Source organism: Ruegeria sp. BG11 (genome assembly GCF_056538565.1).
In genome coordinates this window covers 29,406-49,315 of sequence record NZ_JBQFTH010000015.1, presented here as the reverse complement: position 1 = coordinate 49,315, position 19,910 = coordinate 29,406, and the positions used below count along the sequence as shown (strand labels likewise).

The following is a 19,910-nucleotide window of genomic DNA, read 5'->3' as shown; positions in this document are numbered from 1 at the left end:
CCTAATCATCAAGTACCATTTCCAACAAGCGAGCGACATGCATGGGCTGCCGTCGGGTACCCTCAGTGATTTGGTGCCGACATGATGTCCCATCTGCCACAACAATTGCATTCACTGGTGCCGCGTCCAAAGCTGGAAATAGGTCTAGCTTTGCCATCTCGATAGAGACATTGACAGTTTCCGGGGCATATCCAAACGCCCCAGCCATACCACAACAACTGCTTTCGATCATGTTAACCTGCGCCTCAGGAATACGCTTCAGGAGATTGAGCATAGGCGTGACGACGTCATGTGCCTTCTGATGACAATGTCCATGGACGTAGATCGGTCGATCTATCGGTTTCAAAGGCAAGCTCGGCTGCTCGGCCAGAAATTCCTCAATTGTATGTGTGGCCTTCGCCAACATCTCCGTTTGCGGTCCCGGGCAAAGAGCCAAATACTCGTCCCGAAAAGTGAGGATAGAGGAAGGTTCAAGTCCGACGACAGGTATGCCTTTGGCAACCATATCTCGTGTCGCGTCAATCACGCGCTGAGCCTCGTGTCGCGCTTCTTCCACACAACCCACAGCCAACAAGGTACGCCCGCAATCCAACGCTCTTTTAGTGTGGTTATCCCGTGCTACGGCGACACGCAGCCCTAGCGCACGCAGAACCCGGACCGCGGCACGCAGATTGTCAGGCTCGAAATAACGGTTGAATACATCTGCAAACAGAAGAACGTGCGGATCACTATCTTGGGCCTCGTCATCTCGGAACGGAACGGAAGACCATTCTGGAAGATCACGTCGCGCGGCAATACCGGTCGGGCTTTCCAAAAGCTTACGCATGGGTCCAATTTTGTTTCGAATATTCATAAGCCACGCGACTTTTGCAGCTTTTGGCGCATATCTGGGCAAGTAAGCTATCAATTTATCTGCCAATGTCAGCCCATCTTTTTTACGTTTCGCTGACAGTACTTCGATCTTCATTTGCGCCATGTCGACGCCAGTCGGGCACTCCCGAGCGCACGCCTTACAGGATACACAGTACTTCATCGCGTCCAACATTGCATCGGATTCCAAACCGCGCGGCAACTGCCCGCTGATCACGAAACGCAAAGTGTTTGCACGCCCACGTGTGGAATCACGCTCGTTTCGGGTGGCACGGAAGGAAGGGCACATAACTCCGCCCTTGAGCTTGCGGCAAGCACCGTTGTTATTGCACATCTCAACGGCACCCTGAAATCCTTCTCCGGTACCCGGCCAAGCTGACCAATCCAGCGCTGTTTCGAAATCCGGGACTGAATAGTCTTGGCTATAGCGGAATAGACGGCGATCATCCATTGAGGGCGCATGCACAATCTTTCCAGGATTGAGCATCCCGATTGGGTCAAACCGGTTTTTAACTTCTTCAAAGGCGGAAATAATTCGCTGACCAAACATTTTTTCATGAAATTCAGAACGCACGATCCCGTCACCGTGTTCACCTGAATGAGAACCCTTGTATCGCTTAACCAGATCAAATGTTTCTTCTGCAATCGCCCGCATTGTGCTGACGTCTTTGTCCTGCCGCATATTCAGGACAGGACGAACATGTAGGCACCCTACGGAGGCGTGCGCGTACCATGTTCCCTTGGTGCCATGCCGGTCGAATATTTCGTTTAGGCCCGCGGTGTAATCGGCGAGGTCGGACAACGGAACAGCGCAATCTTCAACGAAGGATATCGGCTTGCCTGCCTCCTTCATCGACATCATGACATTCAAGCCGGATTTCCGGTACTCGGCGATAGAATTCTGCAGCTTGGTGTCTGCAATTGAAACAACTCCACCCCACCGGTTTTTCGTTCCGGTAAAAGACAAGCCGAGATCTCCGATTAGTTGGGAAAGCTTAACCAGTTTTGCGGCATTGTCCTCAGCGTTGCCCTCGGCGAATTCTACTAGTAGCAAGGCTTCGGGTTTGCCTTTGACAAAGGCCTCTATAGTGTCGCGAAACAATGGGATATCGCGCCCCAACGCGATCATTGTCTCGTCGATCAATTCTACCGCCTGAGGGTTGAGCGTCACGATGTGCTGGGTGGCCTCCATTGCAGCGCGAAATGTCGAGAAATGGCACACGCCGGTAACTTTCTCACCCGGTAACTTTGCCAAGTTCAATTCCAATTCAGTGAAATAAGCCAGCGTGCCTTCTGACCCCACCAACAAATGGGACATGTTGATGTCGTTGCCGACGAGCGCGTCGATATTGTACCCGCCCACACGGCGCTGGACCTTGGGAAAACGGGCGTCAATCTCAGACGCCTCACGACGTCCAAGTGCGCGCATGTCGCCAACAAGATCCGCATAATCGCTAGATGCGGGCGTTTCAGCGCTGAACCGCGCTTCGCTTCCGTCGACCAGAATTGCGTTTATTGCATGGACGTTATCTCGCATGATCCCGTACCGCAGAGACTTTCCGCCTGAAGAATTGTTTGCTGCCATCCCCCCAAGAGTGCAACGAGACGCTGTTGAGGGGTCCACTGGAAACCAAAGGCCATGCTTCTTCAACGCTTCGTTCAATTGATCCAACACAACACCTGGCTGAACGCGCGCAATACGTTTCTCAACGTCTATGTCTAGAATACGATTCAAGTATTTTGTGTTGTCCAGCACAATACCCTGATTGACCGTTTGCCCACATTGCGACGTGCCGCCACCGCGAGGAAGTACCGAAAATCCCTCGTCCCGAGCGACAGACATCACGGCTTTTACATCTTCTGTGGATCGGGGGATCACAACAGCGTCAGGTATCATCTGATAGATTGAGGCATCGGTCGAGTACCGCGCAAGCGACGCCGGATCTGACATCACCTCTCCCCGCACATCAGACAACAGTCGGCGGTACAACGATCCATTCTTTACCATCAGGTTCGCCTTCCCTTCCCAGTAAGCCCATTGAGGCTCTACTTACCCATTGACTGAATAATGAATTCATAATTAACTTTTGCAATGGTTAATAGCACCACTCTTTTGGCACCAGCATAAGGATCATTTCAAATGCGTCAGGCGGGCAGGCACTTTTTACAGATTCCAGGGCCAAGTGCTGTGCCAGAGCGCATCCTGAAGGCCATCAGCACACAGACCATTGATCACCGTGGGCCCGATTTTGCTGAAGTAGGGAACAAGGCCCTAAGTGGGATAAAAACCATTTTCAAGACAAAGCAGAACGTCTTTATTTACCCCTCATCCGGCACCGGTGCATGGGAAGCAGCACTTGTGAACAGTATTTCGCCAGGCGAAAAAGTTCTCATGTTCGAAACAGGACACTTCGCCTTCATGTGGTGCAACTTGGCAGGAAAACTGGGATTGCAGCCAGAACTGATTGAAGGAGATTGGCGTGGCGGTGCGGATCCAAGTCAGATCGAAGACCGCCTGCGCGAAGATAGTCAGCACGAGATCAAGGCGGTATGCGTCGTCCACAATGAAACTTCTACTGGGTCAGTCTCGTCGATCGAGGAAGTACGCAGAGCAATAGATGCGGCAAAGCACCCTGCGCTCCTAATTGTTGACTCCATTTCTGGCCTAGGGTCGATCGATTTTAGGTTCGACGACTGGGGCGTTGATGTCTGTGTCTCTGGTTCGCAAAAAGGACTGATGCTACCGCCTGGTCTGAGCTTTAACGCTGTAAGCGACCGTGCACTGGAACATTCAAAATCCGTGAGTATGCCACGAAGTTATTGGGATTGGCATGATATGATCGAACCCAACCAGAAAGGGTTCTTCCCTTATACGCCCGGCACCAATCTCCTTTATGGACTAAATGAGGCCATCGATATGTTGCACGAAGAGGGGCTGGAGAACGTGTTCGCACGGCATTCCCGCCATGGTGCCGCGACGCGGGCTGCGGTGCAAGCATGGGGACTTGAGGTATTGTGTGCTCGCCAAGGCCAGGAGTCGGGCGTACTGACCGCTGTTAAAGCACCTGAAGGACATTCTGCTGATGTATTTCGCGCAACTACGCTGGAGCACTATGATATCTCACTTGGAAATGGCCTGTCCAAAGTAGCCGACAAGGTTTTCCGCATAGGTCACTTGGGCGATTTCAACGACCTGATGTTGATGGCCACACTCTCAGGCGTAGAAATGGGTCTCGCCAAGAGCGGCGTGCCGCATACAGCAGGTGGCACGCAGGCTGCGTTGGAGCATCTCAAGGCCGCGTAAATCCAAGCTGAGTCTCCAATAGCGCGACCGAGTCCCATTGACGGGAAATTACCAACCCTCCGGATCACAAAACTCTTTAGGAGCTTCACCATGACCCGTATGACGGCAAAAGACTTCGACCAGGAACTTCTTGATCTGTATGACTTTTATGCGCACGGCAAAATCACAAAACGCCAATTTCTGGACCGCGCCAGCAAATTTGCGGTTGGCGGTTTGTCAGCGGTCGCGTTGCTGAAAATGCTTAGTCCGAACTATGCCCTAGCACAGCAGGTGTCATTTAACGATCCCGATATCCATGCAGACTACATCACCTATCCCTCACCAAATGGAACCGGTGACGTGCGGGGCTACCTGGTCCGGCCCGCAGGCGTTGAAGAGCCCCTGCCCGCGGTGCTGGTAGTCCACGAAAACCGCGGCCTTAACCCGTACATCGAAGATGTCGCGCGCAGATTGGCGAAAGCCGGGTTTATGGCTCTGGCTCCAGACGGCCTGACATCGGTGGGAGGATACCCCGGCAACGACGCAGATGGGCGCGAACTGCAAAAGACAGTGGACCGGGTCGAGTTGATGAACGATTTCTTCAATGGATTTGAATACCTACTGAACCGAGATGACAGTACTGGAAAGGTCGGCGCAGTGGGTTTCTGCTACGGTGGCGGCGTAGTCAGCGCAATTGCTGTGGCCTATCCGGAATTGGCAGCGGGCGTGCCGTTCTATGGTCGCCAGCCGGCAGCTGAGGATGTGGCTAAAATTCAGGCGCCACTACTGATTCAAATGGGAGAGCTTGATGAGCGCATCAACGCAGGGTGGCCGGATTTTGAAGCTGCTCTTCAGGCCAACGACAAAGTATACGAGGCATATATATACGAAAACGCCAACCACGGTTTTCATAACGACAGTACGCCACGCTATGATGAGGAAATGGCAAACCTAGCCTGGGACCGCACAATTGATTGGTTCAAAACCTATCTGAAGTAATTGGTACAAGCTACCAAGCCAGTCATGCGTTGATATCCTTTCGTTGAAATCCTCGGCCCATCTTGGCCAAGCCCTTGGAAGCCCCGGAAACTTGAACTTTGGAGTTAGAAATTCTGCGACAAGGTGTCGGCCCGCTATGCCTACTATTAACTTTTTTAACGTGTCGAAACGATGGAAGGATACTGTCGCAACGGTTTTAGGTGAAGCGATCCATCGTTAAGTGTTCAGCTCATCTGCGGGTCAAAAGTATTATCACTTTTATGCGTGGTTAGCCGTTCCTTTGGTTCTATTCGGTATCCCGAAACCGCCGCGCGAGATAATCCACAAACGCGCGCGTTTTTGGTGCCAGATTCCGCCTTTCGGCAAACATTACGACGATATCCGTGCTGGGAGGTGCATACTCCGGCATGACATGGACAAGTTCGCCGGAGAGAAACTTCCTGTTTGCCATATAGCAGGGCAGCCGTGCGATCCCGATACCAGCCAGAGCGGCTCTAAAGACGACATCGGTGCTGTTCCCCTCAAAGCTGCCCGTTGCTTCAAATTTTTCGCCTGCGTTCGGTTCGATGCTGTTCCAAGCGTTCCGCTGGCTTCTCCCAGCAACTCTCAAGCAATTGTGCTCAGCCAATTCGGCAAAATTCGACGGTGTTCCACAACGCGCAAGGTATTCAGGTGAGGCACATAGTACCCTTCGACTCTGCATAACGCGCCTGATGACCATATCTGGATTCTTGCGTTGTTCCGCAAAGCAGATCGCCGCATCGAAGCCTTCACTCCGAAGATCAATTTCTCGGTCGGTCAAATCCAAAGACATTTGAACCTGAGGGTTCTCTTTCATGAACTCTGGCAGAGCAGGAATCAGTTGGGACTTACCGAATGCAACAGTGGATGCGATCCTGAGTTCTCCGCGTGGGACACCGTCAAAGCTGTGGATCATCGCTTTGGCTTCATTGAATTTGTCAGCCATCGCTTTGCATTTTTCATAGAAATCTTGGCCTTCCCGCGTTGGAGAGACACCCGTTCTGGTACGATTCAGAAGTCGGTAGTGCACCTGATCTTCAAGTAACCCGATCTGCTTACTTACTGCTGATGGGGTTTGCCCCATTGATCTTGCAGCCGCAGAAATACTGCCCTGCTCGACAACCGTCGCAAAGATTAGCATTTGCGCAGAAATGTCCATGTCATGACCTTTGCTGTTCCAATATGGCATGGGGCCTTTGCCAAAATGGCGAGTTGTGAGCGCTACCAAATGCCCTTATCTCTGCATTGCAGCATAAATACTGCATTGCAGCAATGGACGAGGCAATATCATGGCAATTACACGATCAAACAGCGCGCTGGATGTCGTTTTCGAAGCTGGCCGCACGTTCTTTCATCAAAAGCTGGACACGATACGCAAGGCACAGGCCAAACGCAGGGTTTATCGCGAAACTTACTATGAACTCTCGGTGTTATCTGACCGTGACTTAATAGATTTGGGTATCTCGAGAAGCAGCATCAAAAATCTTGCGTTGGAGGCCGCCTATGGCTGTTAACACCCAAGCCCCTGCTACGTATCGCGATCACGCGATCGCCCAATCAATCGCATTCTTGGTGTGGATCAGATCCACGACTAAAGCTGCTTTGAAAGCACTGAAAATGGCCCGGATGCTCTCTGCGCTTTCGAATATGAGTGACTACCAACTCGCTCAGATCGGAATTTCGCGATCTGAGATCCCGGAATATGCCGAAAAACTAATGGCTGACGAATAGAGAAGTGGGCCTTCAGGTCAGAAGATTACACAAGTTTGCTGGTCCTCGCTCCTCCCAGAGTAAGCCAGCATAAGCGGCGGCGAAAAAGCCAACGGGGAGCGCCATCGCAAAGGGCCAGCATTTTCACCTCCTCCCGAAAATGCTGGCCCATACCAACCTGCCAAACAGGAAACGCGAAAACTGAAAGTCATGAGAGCACTACAAGACCCGATCGTTCGTCGTCTCCGTTCTGGCGATCAAAGTAACATCTGCAATCATTTTCTGTAGTTAGATATCGAAACGCGGCGAGCACGGTTTTGTGGAGCCGTCAACGCCAATTGCGTCCTGAGCTACGCACAGAACATCCTTCGGTACAACAGTATCGCTTGTGGGGCGTTTGTCTGGGGCCAATTGAGGGGCCTTGTGGAACTGCGCGGCCTCTTTCATTCATGGCTATCAAAGCCAGAGGCTGCATTCTCAGTCGAAGCCGAGTGGCGGGGCCTTGGGATTGGCGACGCTTTGTTTCAACAGATGTACGCGATGGCGCAGAACAGAGGCGTCCGGACTATCCAAATGATGTGCCTGAAGGAAAACCGCCACATGCGCCATCTTGCGGCGAAACATAACGCGCAGTTTGTAGCTGGCACGGATATTGTTGAAGCAATCTTGCACCCCAACTGGCCGACGCCCGCGTTAATTGCCATTGAGATTTTCGCTCAAACTAAGGCACACTCACATCTTCTTTTTACTTAGACGACCAATGGCACACTGCGTATTGCGGTCGTTTGATTGGACTCAAGCGAATGACCTTTTCTAACGCCTTTATTGTTTCAGTATTTAAGCTGCCTTTCTGCAGATAGTGGCCGTGCGGTGCGCTTATTCCACGTTAAACACAAGTCGGGGATTACCACCTCAAGCTGTAACACGCAGTGGATCGACAGGAACTAGCGCTCCTTTGGCTTGGATCACGTAGCTGGCCAATTTGCAGCCCAACGATATCCCTGCGCGGAAATCACTTTTCTCCGATACGCTGAGCAAAACGCCAGCGTTGAAGCTGTCACCAGCGGCTGTTGTATCAATAGCGGAAGTTTCCGGCTTAGTAGGCACCTCCCCTCTAATATTCCCATCTTTATAAACCACAGAATGCTCGCCGTTCTTTACGACGACCCGCTCCACACCAAGTCTTGCATATCGTTCAAGAGTCGCGGTCGGACAGTCGTCATTAAACCACGCGCTTTCATCGTCAAAAGACGGCAACACGATATCCGAGAGCTCAGCAGCGCGCATGATTGAACGCTTCATTTCTTCGGTACTCGACCAAAGTTTGGGTCTGATGTTCGTATCGAAAGCCACGGTTTTCCCTACATCGCGACCCCTTTGGAGAGCACCAAGTAGATTTTCACGCGATTGAGGACCAAGAATTCCCAGCGTAATTCCTGAGTAATAGATCAAATCCGCTTTTTCGATAGCACGGTCAAGCGCATCTGGGTCGTCAGCAAGCCGTTTGGCTGCAGAGCTGTTGCGCCAATAGGAAAAACTGCGTTCGCCGTTGGAAAGGTGGATCATATAGAGACCCACAGTTCCATCCGAAATTTCGCAAATGTGAGAGGTATCGATGCCTGTTCTGTCAATAAAGGCTCGCATTTCGCGAGACAGTTTGTCGTCACCAACTGTCGTGAAATAAGCGACGTCTGTATTTGGTGATATATTCGCTAAATACCAAGCCGTGTTGAACGTATCACCAGCGTACCCGATCTTGAACTCCCCTGGACCGCCTAGGGGAGCAAGTTCCGCCATGCACTCGCCGATTGCTAAGATACGCATGGGTTCTACAAAAAATCGTCACGCCGCGGAGTGAAGCTATCTACGAGCTTTCCTGGTTCCAGGCAAACACATCCGTGGGTTTGATCTGAAGGAATGACAAAACTGTCTCCTGGCCCGAACTCTTGATCACTTTCGCCTAAAGTGAACCGGAACCGGCCACTTTCGACATATGTTGACTGGACATGCGGATGGCTGTGCAACGCGCCTATCGCACCTGCTTTGCTGAACCGAAAGGCAACAACCATGAGATTGGGATGATCAGAGAGAACTTGCCGTGTGACATTCTCTCCTGTCGAGACAACTGGAAATTCAGGCAAGGTGTACCTCCGCTACACTATGAGAAAAGCATTCCACCATTCAGATCGACATTAGCTCCTGTAATGAAAGCACTGTCGTCGCAGGCTAGGAATAGGACAAGGTTTGCGACATCCTCAATGGTGCCCTGACGTTTCATTGGCGCAGCGGCTTCAAAGCCGCGACGTCCTGCGTCCGGTGTGTGGATGTTATGAAAATCGGTATCAATCATCCCAGGGCACAGCCCATTGACCCTGATATCCGGGCCCAGCTCTTTGGCCAAACCCCGCGTCAGCGTCATGATCGCGCCCTTTGAGGTCGCATAGGGAACTGAGCCGGGGCCGCCGCCATCGCGAGCAGCTTGGCTTGCCAAGTTGACAATCGCACCGCTTTTCATATGAGCCAAACAGGCGTTCGTCATCATGAAGTTGCTGGTCAGATTCAAGTCCATCACATACTTCCAATGTTCAAGTGAGGACTCTGCAACTGTTTTGCGGGCAACCAAACCGCCCGCGTTATTGACCAAAACGTCAATACTGCCGAATTCCGCGAGAGATCGCGCCACCAATGCGTCAACGTCGCTTTTCTGCGTTAGGTCTCCTTGAAGCGCGATTGCGGTCCCGCCATTTGCTTTGATTTTGGCCACAACGTCCTCAGCGCCTGCGCTGCTGGCAAAATAGTTTATTGCGACGTTTGCGCCCTCGGAGGCAAGCTTGAGAGCGACTGCTGCACCGATATCGCGGCCGGCTCCAGTTACAATTGCCGATTTTCCAGCGAGTTTCATGGGCATCCCTCATCTTTGCTCAGCTTTGAAAGTTGTCGTGTGCCATTGTGGGTCGCCTAAGCTGCACCGCGTTTGACGAACATGTCGTAGATTTCGGGTACATTGCCTTCGCCCATCCCTGCATCAAGCGCCGTTTGAAGATTTGCGGAAGTGCCTTCAGCGATTTCGGAGCGCGTTCCAATGTCAGTAATCATCTGAACGAAGTAGGCGATGTCCTTGTTGGCATTGCTGATCGAAAACCCAAGATCACTTACGCCATCGACGGCGTAATTCTTGCAAAATTGCATAAATGGAGAATTGGACGGGCCCGCAGACATGATCTCAAAAAGCTGCTGGCCATCGATGCCCGCTTGTTTTGCAACTGCAAATGCCTGGCTCATGGTACACGCTGTTGTCATACCCATGAAGTTGTTGATCAGCTTTGTCGTATGGCCCGCGCCGAGTGTGCCAAGATGGAACACGTTCTCGCCCTGCACGTCGAGCACAGGTTTGACCTTTTCAAACGTTTCGATATCGCCCGCTGCCATGATGTTCAGCAAACCGTCCTTGGCGTGCATAGGTGAACGCCCCAACGGTGCGTCGAGCATCCCCGCCCCTTTTTTCGCAAGTTCCGCGCCAATTTTCTTTGTTGACGCTGGAATGGACGTTCCGAAATCTATGACCACCGCGCCTTCTTTGATCCCGGCGAGAATACCATTCTCGCCGTAGATCAGGCTTTCGACCACGTCAGATGTTGTCACGCAGAGCATGACGATATCACTGGCCTCGGCGAGTTCCTTAGGGGTGCTCACCTCGACCGCTCCGCGCGCAACGGTTTGGGCAACCGCCGCTTTGTTGCGGCCCATAACCATAAGATCAAAACCATTTTTTTGGAGGCATTCAACCATCTTGCTGCCCATTTGGCCTAGGCCAATAAAACCGATTTTTGGATTCGACATATGCGCCTCCTAAGCGTTTAGGTTTTTCATTTTGGAAAAGACATCGGCCCCGGCTTGGGCGACGTCATGATCTTGCGCAGGCGAGCCTGAACTAACGCCAATGCCGCCGACGACATCAGAACCAGAAAGCACAGGAAGACCGCCGGCAACGGTCACCATACGTCCGCCTAAGGCCGAGGCGATGCCATGCGCTGGCATTCCCGGTTGACTGACTTCACCCAAGGCTTGCGTGCTCTTCTTGATGCCGCATGCGGTATAAGCCTTGTCGATCGCCAGATTGACGCTGGTAATCTTGGCGCCATCCATTCGCTCAAATGCGATGAGGATACCGCTCTCATCGGTAACAGCGATGCACATAGGCACCCCGATATCTTCGGCTTTTAGCCTAGCGACCGCGATCAGCCGTCGCGCCTCTTCAATGTCCAATCGTTTGATATTCAGCATAACGGCGTCCTTTGGGCTTTATGGGCCGATTAGGAGAGTGGGAAGTGTGAGCGAGATGGCAGGAACGAAGGTGATCAGCATCAGCGCTGCGAAGATCGCAAGGTAGAAAGGCCAGATCGTTCTGATGGCTTTTTCCATCGGCAACTGGCCAACCGCACAGCCTACAAACAGGCAGGTCCCGACCGGAGGCGTGCAAAGCCCCAGACCAAGGTTCACCAGAAGGATCATGCCGAATTGCAGCGGATCGATCCCAAGCATATTCATCACCGGCAAGAAGATCGGCGTGCAGATCAGGATCAAGGCTGCCATATCCATAATCATGCCAAGCAGCAAAAGAACCGCATTGATCATCAGCAAAATGAGGATCGGGTTCTCGGTTATACCCAAAAGGAACTCGACCGTTTTGGTTGGTACGCGGTTGTAGGTCAGCATGTAGGCAAAAGCCCCGGCGCAGGCGATCAGGATCATGACCATCGACGTTGTGCGCACGGACGAAATTACAGCAGTCTTAAAGGCATCCCATGACAGGCTGCGGTAGACGATCAGTGTGACAACAAAGGCATACATAGCCCCGAACGCACCGGACTCTGTCACAGTAAAGATGCCTGATAGGACACCTCCGACGATAATGACGGCAGTCAGCAAGCCGGGGATGGAGCCGATAAACGCGTACGCCAGCGCCGTCCATCCTGGAAACCGTTCAGCCTGATAGCCGCGCTTTACTGCGACCACATATGCAGCAATTGCCAAGCAACAGCACATCAGGATGCCGGGGACCACGCCCGCCAAGAACAGCTTGGAAATTGACACCACACCACCCGTTGCAAGAGCAAAGATGATCATATTGTGACTGGGTGGAATGATGATCCCGGCGATAGAAGACGTCACCGTCACATTTACCGCATAGTCAGCATCGTATCCCTTGTCTTTCATAACGGGGATGAGAATTGAGCCCAGCGCGGAGATGTCCGCGATCGCCGAACCTGAAATCCCGCCAAAAAGCATGGAGGAAAACACGTTTACAATGCCAAGCCCGCCGCGCACGGCACCGACAGCAGCTTGCGCGAACCTGACCAATCTAACGGCTATCCCGCCGTGGAACATCAGCTCGCCAGCGAAAATGAAAAACGGGATCGCCATAAGCGAAAAAACGTTGATTCCCGCCACTATTCGTTGAAAGCCGACGAACAACGGCAAACCTTCATACCAAAATGCAGCCAAGGCAGAAATCCCAAGTGCGTAAGCGACCGGAGTGCCGATTATGACAGAAAGGGCAAAGACCCCGAGAAGAACTGCAAGTCCCATGATTAACCCTGATCTATACTGTCTTGACGCGCATCCTCGCCCAGAAACAGGCGGATCAGATGACCGGTGGAAAACAGAAGGACCAATGCTCCGCTAATTGTCATAGGCAGGGATCTCAGGCCCTCGGGCCATTGAATAAGCGGGATCAACGTGCCCCATTTGAATTCGGTCAATTCAAGCCCATACCAGAACATCATCGCGCCAAATCCGGCTAGCAGCATATCTGTGATGCAGACAAAGACTGTTCGTACTTTCGGCGGCACCATCCCCCGAAAAAGAACAACAGAGAGGTGGGTATGGTTGTGCACTCCGGCTGCTGCGCCGAGGAATGCAATAACCATAACAAGTAAAAGCGATACCTGTTCAACCCAGGTGGGCGTGTCATTGAGGACGTACCGGCCAAAGACCAGCCACGCGAAGATGGCGGTCATAGTCACGATGGCGACGCCGGCCAACAAGTTACAAAGGCGGGCGAGCAGGTCGAGGAAGAAATCCATCCTCCGTAGAAACTCTGATGTCTTGTCTGAAACTTGCATACTGCCCCCCTTTTTTGGATTTACGAGTCCGGCTTCTTTTAAGGAAACCGGACGCGCTTATTTGTATTCGCTTTGGCAAATCACTCAGTGGCCTGGGCCATCTCGACCAACGCCTTCATATCTGGGTTGGCAGCGAGGTAGTCGGCATAGACTACGTCCATCGCGGACTGGAAGGGACCTTTGTCTGCGATTTCGTTGACTGTGATGCCAGCCGCTTCAACGTCAGAGCGCGCTTGCTCAGATCCAACAGCCCACAGTTCGCGCTGATAAAGAGCCGCTTCTTGTGCCGCACTACGTACAGCTTCTTGTAGTTCGGGGCTAAGCGCGTTGAACTTGGCTGTATTCACACAGATGCACTCGGGGATGATCAAATGCTCAGACAGCGAATAGTGCGACGTCACTTCGTAATGGCCGACGTTTTTGAACGACGGGAAGTTGTTCTCCGCCCCATCAACAACGCCTGTTTTCAGTGCCTGTTGTACTTCCGAAAAAGCCATTGGAGACGGATTTCCACCCATAGCCGAAATCATCGAAGTGTAGAGATCGTTGTTCATAACTCGGATCTTCAGACCTTCCACATCGGCTGGAGAGTTGATTGGTTTCTGGCTGTAGAATGACCGGGCTCCAGCATCAAAATATGCAAGGGGAAGAACTCCTGCCTCACCCATCGCTTCGGCAACGACCGCACCAGCTTCACCTTCCATCACGCGGAACATGTGCGGCACACTTTTGAAGATGAACGGAAGCGATACAAGGTTTGCCTCTTTGACCATCGGACCAATCGGGCCAAGGTTGAAGTTGCCAACCTCGATGGCTCCAATACGCACTTGCTCCAGCGCATCGGGTTGCGAGCCAAGAACGCCGCCGTGGAAAACATCTACCGTGACTTCACCATCTGTGGCTGTGTCAACAAGCTCAGCAAATTTGTCCATCGCCGCCGTATTGGGGTGGCCGTCATTGTGAATGTTCCAAGCGCGCCAGCTTTCAGCCGATGCTGAAGAGGCGATCAGTGCAACGGTTACTGCTGCAAAAAGCGATTTCGTAGAAGTCATGGGTCTCCTCCCGTTTTTTCTGAGCAGCAACAGGCCAAAAGGTGTCGTCTGGAGGATGAAAGTCGCAAAACTTCCTGCTTCCTCCCAGAGCCGGAATCACTGCTGCACTCATAAGGACACTAGTATCCAAGTTGTGTCAACAACTCGTTTGAAACATGTGACGGCCTTGACTTCAATGGTTACAGGCTCTTTGATATTAACCGAAAAAGCCTTGCTGAAATACGTACGAAGTATGGCTTTTTGATATATAAAACAGTGCCTTAACCACCCATCAGATCGTGGTGGCAGGATTATGAATCAGAGGATGAAAGAAAAAATCGTGGACGGAATTAGAACCCGAACAACCACTGATGCCGTCTACGAAACACTGCACGATCAGATCGTTTCGCTCGAAATTCTTCCCGGTACAAAATTGTCCGAGACGGAAGTCGCACGTCGATTCGGCGTATCTCGCCAACCTGTTCGCAACGCCTTCACCAGGCTTGGAAATGAGGATTTGCTACTTATCCGACCTCAAAAAGCAACCGAGGTGCGCGGCTTTTCAATGGATCGCCTAGAGCTTGCTCGTTTGGTGCGAAGGGCCGTCGAACTTGAAATAGTTTACATGGCGGTTGAGACTTGGGATTCAGATCGGGATGCGAAGCTAAGCGAAAACTTAGCCCTTCAGGAGAATGCTCTGACGCAAGGGGATCTATCTGCCTTTCACGCGCTCGATTACGATTTTCACAAACTAATCTACGTCCTTGGCGGCAACCCGTTAGCGTTCGAAGTTATGCTGGAATGCAAACAAAAAGTAGATCGTCTCTGTATGCTTGGTCTTGAGAAAGATCGCGAGGCGAATTCCATTTTGGAAGACCACTATGAGATCGCAAATGGGCTTGCCTCGCGGGATCTGTCAAAAGCGCAAAACGCAGTCAGAAAACACTTATCCCGCCTCGACGACACTATCGCGTTTATTCATGAACGCCATCCCGAGTACTTTGAATAAGTTCGGAAACTCGTACCGCTAACTTCATTCAATATCCGGCGCCGACAAAGTGCCTATCGTGCCGGCCGGATGCTCGTTATTCTTAGCGTTTTTTTTCGTTGTTGGGGATCAGGGAATTTGCAGCATAAATCTCCGAAAATATACAGATCTGGGTGCCGTCAGACGAATTCGAACCAGTTTCAGTGTGCCTAGGAAACAGCGAACCTATCTGGAACAAAGTTGACGCCACAAGCTAAGAGTGGCGGAGCGGGTCAGCTTGAAGGTGTCTCGGCTGGCTAGCGATCTTTCCTGGTTGAATTGGTTGCACAAGGAGGAATGGACAGAGGCGAATTTCTGTAGACTTCGCATGCGCCTGAAACGCTGCATCGCGCGTCCGCGACGTCGGAAAAGAAGGTGCGAGTTCTCGACGCGGTTGTTGAACCACCTGCCCGTCTGCTGTTCTTCGGTAGCGCCTAGTTCTCTGAGAGCGGCCCGATACGACGCGAAGCGATCCGTTACGATCTCTTTTGAACTGCCAGGGCGTTTCATCAATTTCTTTAAGAATTTCAATACCGACTGCTTGTTTCGGCGTTTGGTGACAACGGTTTGCAGCCCCTTGCCTTCATAGCCAACAGCCCGCGAAAGAAAATGCCGATTGCCATTCACCTTCAAGAAAACCTCATCCAGGTGCCACTTCCATTTCGAGAATACGCGCAGTTGTTGCACCCGCTTCCGTCTGATCTCAGCAGCAAACTTCGGGCCAAACCTGTTCCACCAATTTCGGACAGTTTCGGGCTCACATCGATGCCTCCCTCGTGCAACAGATCTTCGACATTCCGAAGCGAGAGCGGGAAACGGATGTACAGCATCACAGCAAGGCGAATGATTTCGGGACTATTTTAAAGTATTTGAAAAAGGCAGATCTGGTCATCGGAAAAAGCTACTCAACCACCTTGCCCCGCTCGAGCAAAGTTCTTCTGACAAGACCGTTGGACAAACCGCAGTTGGACAAACCTAAGACCCGATCTAATCTACCGCCTTTTTTCGAATGAGCGATCAGGTTCTCCTACCAGACAGTTCAGTACCCACGGGTAGCTTGTCGTGACATAGTATCCGTACTGGCCATCCACAGTCATGCCATTGCACTTATCTAGATCGCCAGCCCCAGTGAACTCGTAGTCTTCGATATATGTCCCGTCCGGAGTACCACCCGGCCCGTTAGGCGGCGCAGGCCGAGGCGTAGTTTTGAGTTGGTAGCCGGAAATCGCAGGTCTTATCGTACCATCCCTGTCTTTGAATATAGTCCCGTAAATCGGAAAGCCGTCAGCGGCGAAGCCAATAGCTGGTGACGGCTTATCAAGGTCGTGATCCAAAAACAGAGCATTTGGATTGGAATGGTAATGATACCTGCCATCGGGCTGGGCATGGGCATTGTGCAGATCTACACCAAAATACTGATCGTAGGACGGCGGATCTAGTAACCATGGATCAGTATCTCGACACCCCGCCAATACATTGCCGTTCTTGTCTGCTCGCGGGCCGCTCGGACGATAACACCCAGCCGAAAGCAAATCGACCGGCACGCCATTCAATAAAATGGCATCATAACTCCGTTGCGACAGCGCGGTTTGGTTGCGGGCCTTCTCCGGATTTCTGGGAATCCGAAAAGTGCCAGGCAATTCGCGTACATTGTTAGCGAAGTTGGCTGTAGGCCCATTGAAATCATGGTTAGGAATGCCATTGGTCTTGAGGGTGCAGTGCTGGCTTTCTGCCGAGATTTCGATTTCGGAGTTAAACCGTTGTTGGCGCGTTACATCCTCCACTGAAGCGGAATACACTCCTGCATAATCCGCGCAGTCTCCAGATCGGTTGCTGAGCAAAAGGTTGGTGATGTCCTGGGCTTCGTTTTGCGCATTAGCCTGAACGGTAACAAAACCCACGAAAAGCGCGCTGATTGCCAAATATACCAATCGCATGGTTCGATCTCCTAAAGGTTTTCGGAATTCCATAAAAAAGTCACTCGATGAGAGGTTAGGCCAAGCGTCCAATCGTCAGAAGGCTACGCGATCACCACCCTTCAAACCCAGAATTTCCCTGGCTTCATCAGGCGTCGCCACCTGACTGCCTAGATCTTCTACGATGCGTCGAATTTTGGCGACCTGCTGAGCGTTGCTTTCGGCCAGCTTTCCACGTGAGATGAACAAGCTGTCTTCTAGGCCAACGCGAAGATTGCCGCCCATCTGACTTGCAGTGGTAGCAAGCGACATCTGCGCACCGCCGGCTCCGAGAACGGACCAGCGGTAGTCATCACCAAACAGGCGATCTGCTGTGCGTTTCATGAAGATCAGGTTGTCGACCTCAGGCCCGATACCACCGAGGATTCCAAAGATGAACTGAATGAAAACAGGTGCTTTGAACAACCCAATATCCATGCAGAATTTTAAGTTATACAAGTGGCCGACATCGTAGCATTCATGTTCGAATTTGATGTCATGCGGCGCGAGCGTTTCTGCCGCTTCGCGTATGTCCCGGAACGTATTGCGAAAGATGTTCTGATCGGAGTTCGCGACATAGTCTTTCTCCCAATCAAAATTCCAATCATCATCGCCATACCGGTTGGCCAATGGGTGAAACGAGAAGTTCATCGAACCCATATTCATCGAGCACATCTCGGAGCTGAAAGTCTTGGCCGGGGTGATCCGGTCTTGAATGGATAGTGTCAACGATCCTCCAGTCGATAGGTTCACAACGGCATCGGTCGCCTGTTTTATGCGGGGCAGAAATGGCGCAAAGTCATTTGGGTCGACGGATGGCGACCCGTCCTTGGGGTTTCGCGCATGCAGGTGTAGGATCGACGCTCCGGCCTCGGCGGCCTCGATCGCCTGCCGCGCGATGTCATCATAGGAGTAAGGAAGTGCATCCGACATGGTTGGCGTGTGGATTGCTCCTGTTACAGCACATGTAATGATGGTTTTTTTCTGACGGGCCATTGGTTCAGTTTTCCTTGGATTGTCCGGTGTGCTTGACGCGATAGCCCAGCGGGAAAAGTTGCAGATCATAGCGGCTGCGGATCACGCCCCAGATGCCTTTTGGCGCCTTGAGCATGACGACAATCGCAACGACGCCCAGAACAATAAGGTAAGTTGTTCCGAGGTCGGCCAGCGTTTCGCGCAGCGCGAAGAAGACGAGCGTACCGATAATCGGACCTTCGATGGTGCCGATGCCGCCGATTACGACGATGAAGATGACAAAGGCAGTCCAGTCATTGACGCTGAACGCCGCATCCGGTGATATGCGCAGCTTTTGAAGGAAAATAAGAGCGCCGATCATTGCCGTGAATGCCGACGTTACGACGTACACAATGAACTTCGTTCGCCAGATATCGATGCCGAGGCTACTTGCAGCCAATTCGTTGTCGCGAATTGCCGTCAACGCCAAACCTTGGCGAGAGCGCAGGAAGAGATACACGGCCGTCACCACCAGGACAGCGGCCCCGAGCGCCAGCCAATAACTGAGCGCTTCTCGCATCGCGCGCCCGGAGGCCAGTGATTTAACGATGGCGACGGGTAGTGAAGATCCTGATCCCCCGCCAAGCGCTGAGATTTGCGCGAAACTCAACCGAAAGACTTCTGCGATAACCCAGGTGCCAATGGCAAAATATGCGCCCCGAAGCCTGAAGATCAGAACAGCAACCGGGATCGAGATCAAAGCCCCCAACGCACCTGCGGCTGCGATGGCAACCAGCGGGTGCAAACCACCAAGCATGGTAAGCGCAAAGAGCATATAGCCGCCGAAGCCCACATAGGCCTGCTGGCCAACCGAGACGAGGCCGGCGTAGCCCGCCATGAGGTTCCAAAGGGTGGCAAGGGACAGGTAGAGAAACAGCTCTCCCATCAAGCGCATGTCGGCGCGGCCTGCCCACCAGGGCGCTGCAATCAGAACAAGCAGAGCAATTGCGGTTAGAATCGCAGCAACACGGGCTGCTTTTGATGATCGAGATACGGAATAGCCTTGCAGATTCATCCAGAAACCCTCGGGAAGAGGCCATTCGGACGAACGGCAAGAATGACAAGGAAAGCGATATGGCCGGCCAGCACTTGCCAGCCCGGATCAATCTTGGCTCCAATGGTCTGCGCGACGCCAAGGATAACGCCGCCAATGAGAGTGCCCCAAAGGTTGCCGAGCCCGCCGATAATGACAGCCTCAAAGCCAAAGATCAGGCGACCGCCACCGATGGAAGGATCAAAGCTTGTCCGAATGCCAAGCAAGATGCCGGCGATTGCTGTAACGCCGAGGGCCAGCGCCATGGCCAGACCAAAGATGTGCCGGCGATTGAGGCCCATAAGCTGGGCGATGTCTTGATTGTCGGAAACCGCCCGAAATGCTCGACCAAGTGCGGTGTGATAAAAGGTCCATTGCAGCCCCCAGATCACAGCGATGGCGATCCCGAAGGTCAGTAGCGGTAAGATCCCAAGGGTCACACCGCCTACTGCAACGCTGGCTGTTTCCAGCGCTCCGGCATTCAGTGTTTGGGGGTCAGCCGTGTAGACCTCCAACAACCCGTTTTGAATAATTACACTCAGCCCAAAGGTTACAAGCAGTGGTGGAAGAATATCATCGCCCAGAGTTTGGTTCAGCAGGCCGCGTTGAAGGACATACCCGATCAACGCCATAGCGGGAACAACGATCACCAATGCGGTCATCGGATGCATCCCGGTCGCGGTCGTCACGGTCAGCCCGAGATATGCCGCCAATACAATCAGATCGCCATGGGCAATATTGACAAGCCGCATGACCCCAAAAATCAACGACAGACCTGCGGCAAACAACGCGTATAGCCCACCCAGCAAAGTTCCCTGCACGATAGCGTTCAGCCATTCCAT

20 protein-coding genes and 1 pseudogene are annotated in these 19,910 nt (G+C 52.4%); 6 read left to right on the top strand and 15 right to left on the bottom strand.

Features of this window, described 5'->3' with window-relative positions; genetic code table 11:
• Position 1: 1 nt before the first annotated feature.
• On the bottom strand, positions 2 to 2,878 hold the full coding sequence (locus tag ACR0JF_RS20405; RefSeq protein WP_170662641.1) for an FAD-binding and (Fe-S)-binding domain-containing protein: 2,877 nt from the start codon (positions 2,876 to 2,878) through the stop codon (positions 2 to 4).
• Positions 2,879 to 3,010: 132 nt separating this feature from the next.
• On the opposite strand from ACR0JF_RS20405, the gene ACR0JF_RS20400 reads away from it, so the two are divergent.
• Entirely contained in the window at positions 3,011 to 4,174 is a 1,164-nt protein-coding gene (locus ACR0JF_RS20400; RefSeq protein WP_170662643.1) for an aminotransferase class V-fold PLP-dependent enzyme, read from the top strand.
• 90 nt (positions 4,175 to 4,264) lie between these two features.
• On the top strand, positions 4,265 to 5,152 hold the full coding sequence (gene yghX / locus ACR0JF_RS20395; protein WP_170662645.1) for a YghX family hydrolase: 888 nt from the start codon (positions 4,265 to 4,267) through the stop codon (positions 5,150 to 5,152).
• A 286-nt stretch (positions 5,153 to 5,438) separates the two neighbouring features.
• On the opposite strand, the gene ACR0JF_RS20390 is transcribed toward yghX, so the two are convergent.
• Positions 5,439 to 6,332, bottom strand: a complete 894-nt coding sequence (locus ACR0JF_RS20390) for a LysR family transcriptional regulator (protein ID WP_170662727.1) — start codon at positions 6,330 to 6,332, stop codon at positions 5,439 to 5,441.
• Between the two features lie 130 nt (positions 6,333 to 6,462).
• On the opposite strand from ACR0JF_RS20390, the gene ACR0JF_RS20385 reads away from it, so the two are divergent.
• The 3 genes from ACR0JF_RS20385 to ACR0JF_RS20375 all read left to right on the top strand — a co-directional run bounded on the left by ACR0JF_RS20385 (position 6,463) and on the right by ACR0JF_RS20375 (position 7,636).
• Positions 6,463 to 6,687 carry a DUF1127 domain-containing protein gene (locus ACR0JF_RS20385; protein WP_170375908.1) on the top strand — a complete coding sequence of 75 codons (225 nt, stop codon included), beginning with the start codon at positions 6,463 to 6,465 and terminating at the stop codon, positions 6,685 to 6,687.
• Positions 6,677 to 6,904, top strand: coding sequence for a DUF1127 domain-containing protein (locus ACR0JF_RS20380; RefSeq protein ID WP_170642888.1), 228 nt, complete (start codon positions 6,677 to 6,679; stop codon positions 6,902 to 6,904). The genes ACR0JF_RS20385 and ACR0JF_RS20380 overlap by 11 nt, the downstream gene beginning before the upstream one ends.
• 402 nt (positions 6,905 to 7,306) lie before the next feature.
• Positions 7,307 to 7,636, top strand: a complete 330-nt coding sequence (locus ACR0JF_RS20375; protein WP_170662647.1) for a GNAT family N-acetyltransferase — start codon at positions 7,307 to 7,309, stop codon at positions 7,634 to 7,636.
• Between the two features lie 159 nt (positions 7,637 to 7,795).
• Here ACR0JF_RS20375 and ACR0JF_RS20370 read toward each other — a convergent pair whose 3' ends face one another.
• The 8 genes from ACR0JF_RS20370 to ACR0JF_RS20335 form a co-directional block, all read right to left on the bottom strand.
• Complete coding sequence (locus ACR0JF_RS20370) at positions 7,796 to 8,707, bottom strand: sugar kinase (RefSeq protein WP_170662649.1); 912 nt, start codon at positions 8,705 to 8,707, stop codon at positions 7,796 to 7,798.
• A 5-nt stretch (positions 8,708 to 8,712) separates the two neighbouring features.
• Entirely contained in the window at positions 8,713 to 9,024 is a 312-nt protein-coding gene (locus tag ACR0JF_RS20365) for a cupin domain-containing protein (protein WP_170662651.1), read from the bottom strand.
• Positions 9,025 to 9,041: 17 nt separating this feature from the next.
• Positions 9,042 to 9,785, bottom strand: coding sequence for a glucose 1-dehydrogenase (locus ACR0JF_RS20360; RefSeq protein WP_170474672.1), 744 nt, complete (start codon positions 9,783 to 9,785; stop codon positions 9,042 to 9,044).
• 56 nt (positions 9,786 to 9,841) lie between these two features.
• Positions 9,842 to 10,723, bottom strand: a complete 882-nt coding sequence (locus ACR0JF_RS20355; RefSeq protein WP_170662653.1) for an NAD(P)-dependent oxidoreductase — start codon at positions 10,721 to 10,723, stop codon at positions 9,842 to 9,844.
• 9 nt (positions 10,724 to 10,732) lie between these two features.
• The gene (locus tag ACR0JF_RS20350; RefSeq protein WP_170662655.1) at positions 10,733 to 11,167 is read right to left on the bottom strand and encodes a heme-binding protein; all 435 of its coding nucleotides are present in this window, start codon (positions 11,165 to 11,167) and stop codon (positions 10,733 to 10,735) included.
• An 18-nt stretch (positions 11,168 to 11,185) separates the two neighbouring features.
• Positions 11,186 to 12,472 (bottom strand): TRAP transporter large permease, encoded by a 1,287-nt coding sequence (locus tag ACR0JF_RS20345; protein ID WP_170375920.1) that lies wholly within the window; start codon positions 12,470 to 12,472, stop codon positions 11,186 to 11,188.
• Positions 12,473 to 12,474: 2 nt separating this feature from the next.
• On the bottom strand, positions 12,475 to 13,008 hold the full coding sequence (locus ACR0JF_RS20340; protein ID WP_170662657.1) for a TRAP transporter small permease: 534 nt from the start codon (positions 13,006 to 13,008) through the stop codon (positions 12,475 to 12,477).
• Positions 13,009 to 13,088: 80 nt separating this feature from the next.
• The gene (locus ACR0JF_RS20335) at positions 13,089 to 14,060 is read right to left on the bottom strand and encodes a TRAP transporter substrate-binding protein (protein ID WP_170376061.1); all 972 of its coding nucleotides are present in this window, start codon (positions 14,058 to 14,060) and stop codon (positions 13,089 to 13,091) included.
• Positions 14,061 to 14,364: 304 nt separating this feature from the next.
• Here ACR0JF_RS20335 and ACR0JF_RS20330 point away from each other — a divergent pair, with 304 nt between their 5' ends.
• A complete protein-coding gene (locus tag ACR0JF_RS20330; protein WP_170642894.1) occupies positions 14,365 to 15,048 on the top strand; it encodes a GntR family transcriptional regulator in 684 nt (227 codons plus the stop codon).
• Positions 15,049 to 15,252: 204 nt separating this feature from the next.
• Here ACR0JF_RS20330 and ACR0JF_RS20325 read toward each other — a convergent pair.
• The 5 genes and pseudogenes from ACR0JF_RS20325 to ACR0JF_RS20305 all read right to left on the bottom strand — a co-directional run bounded on the left by ACR0JF_RS20325 (position 15,253) and on the right by ACR0JF_RS20305 (position 19,910).
• A pseudogene (locus ACR0JF_RS20325) lies at positions 15,253 to 15,958 on the bottom strand (IS6 family transposase).
• A 100-nt stretch (positions 15,959 to 16,058) separates the two neighbouring features.
• Positions 16,059 to 17,003 carry a YHYH protein gene (locus tag ACR0JF_RS20320; RefSeq protein WP_170662659.1) on the bottom strand — a complete coding sequence of 315 codons (945 nt, stop codon included), beginning with the start codon at positions 17,001 to 17,003 and terminating at the stop codon, positions 16,059 to 16,061.
• A 75-nt stretch (positions 17,004 to 17,078) separates the two neighbouring features.
• Entirely contained in the window at positions 17,079 to 18,017 is a 939-nt protein-coding gene (gene kce, locus ACR0JF_RS20315) for a 3,5-dioxohexanoate:acetyl-CoA acetone transferase (RefSeq protein WP_170662661.1), read from the bottom strand.
• A 4-nt stretch (positions 18,018 to 18,021) separates the two neighbouring features.
• Positions 18,022 to 19,050, bottom strand: a complete 1,029-nt coding sequence (locus ACR0JF_RS20310) for a branched-chain amino acid ABC transporter permease (RefSeq protein WP_170662663.1) — start codon at positions 19,048 to 19,050, stop codon at positions 18,022 to 18,024.
• On the bottom strand, positions 19,047 to 19,910 hold the full coding sequence (locus tag ACR0JF_RS20305) for a branched-chain amino acid ABC transporter permease (protein ID WP_170662664.1): 864 nt from the start codon (positions 19,908 to 19,910) through the stop codon (positions 19,047 to 19,049). The genes ACR0JF_RS20310 and ACR0JF_RS20305 overlap by 4 nt, the downstream gene beginning before the upstream one ends.

Coding starts and splice junctions, on each gene's coding strand:
- ACR0JF_RS20385 (WP_170375908.1), top strand. CDS start 6,463: ATGGCAATTACACGATCAAACAGCGCGCTGGATGTCGTTTTCGAAGCT.
- ACR0JF_RS20330 (WP_170642894.1), top strand. CDS start 14,365: ATGAAAGAAAAAATCGTGGACGGAATTAGAACCCGAACAACCACTGAT.
- kce (WP_170662661.1), bottom strand. CDS start 18,017: ATGGCCCGTCAGAAAAAAACCATCATTACATGTGCTGTAACAGGAGCA.
- ACR0JF_RS20360 (WP_170474672.1), bottom strand. CDS start 9,785: ATGAAACTCGCTGGAAAATCGGCAATTGTAACTGGAGCCGGCCGCGAT.
- ACR0JF_RS20320 (WP_170662659.1), bottom strand. CDS start 17,003: ATGCGATTGGTATATTTGGCAATCAGCGCGCTTTTCGTGGGTTTTGTT.
- ACR0JF_RS20405 (WP_170662641.1), bottom strand. CDS start 2,878: ATGGTAAAGAATGGATCGTTGTACCGCCGACTGTTGTCTGATGTGCGG.
- yghX (WP_170662645.1), top strand. CDS start 4,265: ATGACCCGTATGACGGCAAAAGACTTCGACCAGGAACTTCTTGATCTG.
- ACR0JF_RS20310 (WP_170662663.1), bottom strand. CDS start 19,050: ATGAATCTGCAAGGCTATTCCGTATCTCGATCATCAAAAGCAGCCCGT.
- ACR0JF_RS20350 (WP_170662655.1), bottom strand. CDS start 11,167: ATGCTGAATATCAAACGATTGGACATTGAAGAGGCGCGACGGCTGATC.
- ACR0JF_RS20400 (WP_170662643.1), top strand. CDS start 3,011: ATGCGTCAGGCGGGCAGGCACTTTTTACAGATTCCAGGGCCAAGTGCT.
- ACR0JF_RS20355 (WP_170662653.1), bottom strand. CDS start 10,723: ATGTCGAATCCAAAAATCGGTTTTATTGGCCTAGGCCAAATGGGCAGC.
- ACR0JF_RS20305 (WP_170662664.1), bottom strand. CDS start 19,910: ATGGAATGGCTGAACGCTATCGTGCAGGGAACTTTGCTGGGTGGGCTA.
- ACR0JF_RS20370 (WP_170662649.1), bottom strand. CDS start 8,707: ATGCGTATCTTAGCAATCGGCGAGTGCATGGCGGAACTTGCTCCCCTA.
- ACR0JF_RS20390 (WP_170662727.1), bottom strand. CDS start 6,332: ATGGACATTTCTGCGCAAATGCTAATCTTTGCGACGGTTGTCGAGCAG.
- ACR0JF_RS20380 (WP_170642888.1), top strand. CDS start 6,677: ATGGCTGTTAACACCCAAGCCCCTGCTACGTATCGCGATCACGCGATC.
- ACR0JF_RS20345 (WP_170375920.1), bottom strand. CDS start 12,472: ATGGGACTTGCAGTTCTTCTCGGGGTCTTTGCCCTTTCTGTCATAATC.
- ACR0JF_RS20335 (WP_170376061.1), bottom strand. CDS start 14,060: ATGACTTCTACGAAATCGCTTTTTGCAGCAGTAACCGTTGCACTGATC.
- ACR0JF_RS20340 (WP_170662657.1), bottom strand. CDS start 13,008: ATGCAAGTTTCAGACAAGACATCAGAGTTTCTACGGAGGATGGATTTC.